Genomic DNA, 2,543 nt, shown 5'->3' on the forward strand with positions numbered 1-2,543 from the left:
CGTCCGGGTTGATGGCGGCGCGGATGTCCGCGGCCTGCTGCATCATCTCGGCGTCGACGCCCAGCCGGCCGGCGGTGTCCACGATGACCACGTCGTACAGCTTCTGCCGGGCCTCGGCGACGCCGTCGCGGGCCACGGCCACCGGATCGCCGGTCACGGCGTCGAACTCGGACTGCACGCCGGGGTGCGGGGCGTATACGGGCACGCCCGCGCGCTGGCCGTTGACCTGCAGCTGCGTCACGGCGTTCGGTCGCTGCAGGTCGGCGGCCACCAGCAGCGGGCTGTGACCCTGGCCCTTGAGCCACTTGGACAGCTTGCCTGCCAGCGTGGTCTTGCCCGCGCCCTGAAGGCCGGCAAGCATAATCACCGTCGGGGGGTTCTTGGCCAGCTTGATGCGGCGGGTTTCTCCGCCGAGGATGTTGACCAGTTCGTCGTTGACGATCTTGACGACTTGCTGTGCCGGGTTCAGCGCTGCGGAGACTTCGCCGCTGAGGGCGCGTTCCTTCACATGGGCCGTGAACTCGCGCACCACGGGCACCGCGACGTCGGCGTCGAGCAGGGCACGCCGGATTTCGCGCACGGTGGCATCGACGTCGGCCTCGGACAGCCGTCCCTTGCCGCGCAGATTCTTGAAGGTTGAGGCCAACCGGTCAGAGAGTGAATTGAACACGCGCCGTGTCTACTTTCGTCGATCTGGTTCACAGTCCCCGGGCCGCGCCGGAGTTCAGCACTTAAGGGTATCAACTGGCAGCGGGAGCAGTCGCGCCGAAAAGGTGAGGAGATATCCAGGCTGGATCTGTCTGCTCCCCTCCTCCGGGAGGCCTCACACTGCCGCCGGAACCGTTCCTTCTGCCCTACTGCCGTGGCAAGGTGGGAAACGTGAGCGTTGAACAAACCCAAACACAGGAACAGACCCAGGCACAAGACGTGCCCTCCCCCGCAGCCGACGGACCATTGCAAATCCGGACGCTCTTGATCCTGGGGGCTTCAGGCGACCTGACCGGCCGGCTGCTGCTGCCCGGGCTGGGCAGGCTGATCGCACTGGGTAAAACGAGCGGGCTGAAACTGGTGGGGGCTGGCTCCGACGAATGGGACGCGGCCACTTGGCAAGAACGCGTCCGCGAAGCCTTTGATTCCTGCGAAGGCGCCGCGAACGACGACGGGCGGCGGCAACTGCGCGATGTCCAGGAAAACACCCGGTATTACCCGGTGGACGTGACTGCTGAGGGCGCGCTGGCAAAATTGCTGGCTGCCCTGGACGGTCCGGTGGCCGTCTTCTTTGCACTGCCTCCCGCGGTGAGCCAGAAGGCCTGCGAGGTGCTCCGGCCCGAGGACGTTCCGGAGGGAACCCGCCTGGTGCTGGAGAAGCCGTTTGGCTCCAGCCGCGAGTCGGCTGCGTCGCTGAACAAAACGCTCCTGAGACTCGTACCGGAGGACCATATCCATCGGGTGGACCACTTCTTGGGGAAGGCCACGGTCTTCAACATTCTGGGTCTGCGATTCGCCAACCGTCTGCTGGAGCCGCTGCTCAGCAACGAGCACGTGGCGAAGGTCGAGATTTTCTACGACGAATCACTCGCCTTGGAGGGTCGTGCCCGCTACTATGACGGCGCCGGCGCTCTGCGCGACATGATCCAGAGCCACCTGCTGCAGGTGATGGCGCTGACCGCTTTGAACGCCCCGGCCACCATTAGGGAGCGGGACCTGCGCGACCATATCGGCAGCGTCCTGCGGGCGAGCAGCATTAATCCTGACTTCGCCACCAGCACCCGGCGTGCCCGCTACACGGCCGGACGGATTGGCGACCGCGACATTCCCGACTACACCGCAGAACAGGGCGTGGACCCGCTGCGGAAGACCGAAACCCTGGCCGAAGTTGAGGTCGAGATCAACAACAACCGGTGGTCCGGCGTGCCGTTCATCCTTCGTTCGGGCAAGGCTTTGGGTCGGCCACAGAAGGAAGTGATCATCACCTTCAAGCCGGTCAACCACCTCCCCACCGGTTTCAAGGGCATCGATGCCCCGACCCGCCTGAGGATCGGTCTGGGACCCGAAACCCTTCAATTGGAGATTGATGTCAACGGACCGCACGATATCTTCACGCTGGACCGGGCGGTGATGAGCGCGGACCTGCACTCTCCGGACTTGCTCCCCTATGGCGAAGTATTGGAGGGCGTCCTGCACGGCGACCCGCTGCTGTCCGTCCGAGGGGACATAGCCGAGGACTGCTGGCGGATTGTCGAGCCGGTACTGAAAGCCTGGGAGAAAGACGAGGTGCCGCTGGAAGAATACGAAGCCGGTAGTACCGGACCGGCAAGCTGGGAAACTTCCCGCAGTGACCAGCCGCTGCCCTCATGAAAATCCTGCTGTGACTTGGATGGGCTGATGGGGACTAGCTGATGGGGACTAGCTGATGCCGACTAGAAGGGTGGCGGGGTGTCGTCCGGGGGGCCCTGTTCGTGTTGGTTCTCTTGACCGGCTGCTTGTCCGTTTGTGGCGGCTTCTTGTCCGCTCTCATCCTCGACCGCTTGTCCGTTCCCGTG

2 protein-coding genes are annotated in these 2,543 nt (G+C 64.5%); one reads left to right on the top strand and one right to left on the bottom strand.

Annotated features, from left to right (window positions below; genetic code table 11):
• Positions 1 to 670, bottom strand: a 670-nt coding sequence (locus tag AC5RWT_RS36510; protein ID WP_494084479.1) for a signal recognition particle receptor subunit alpha, incomplete at its 3' end; no start/stop codon positions are given.
• 290 nt (positions 671 to 960) lie between these two features.
• Between AC5RWT_RS36510 and AC5RWT_RS36515 the strand changes: the two genes are divergently transcribed.
• Positions 961 to 2,358 carry a glucose-6-phosphate dehydrogenase gene (locus AC5RWT_RS36515; RefSeq protein ID WP_494084480.1) on the top strand — a complete coding sequence of 466 codons (1,398 nt, stop codon included), beginning with the start codon at positions 961 to 963 and terminating at the stop codon, positions 2,356 to 2,358.
• Positions 2,359 to 2,543 lie beyond the last annotated feature (185 nt).

It is taken from the genome of Arthrobacter sp. Dra40, from assembly GCF_059091905.1.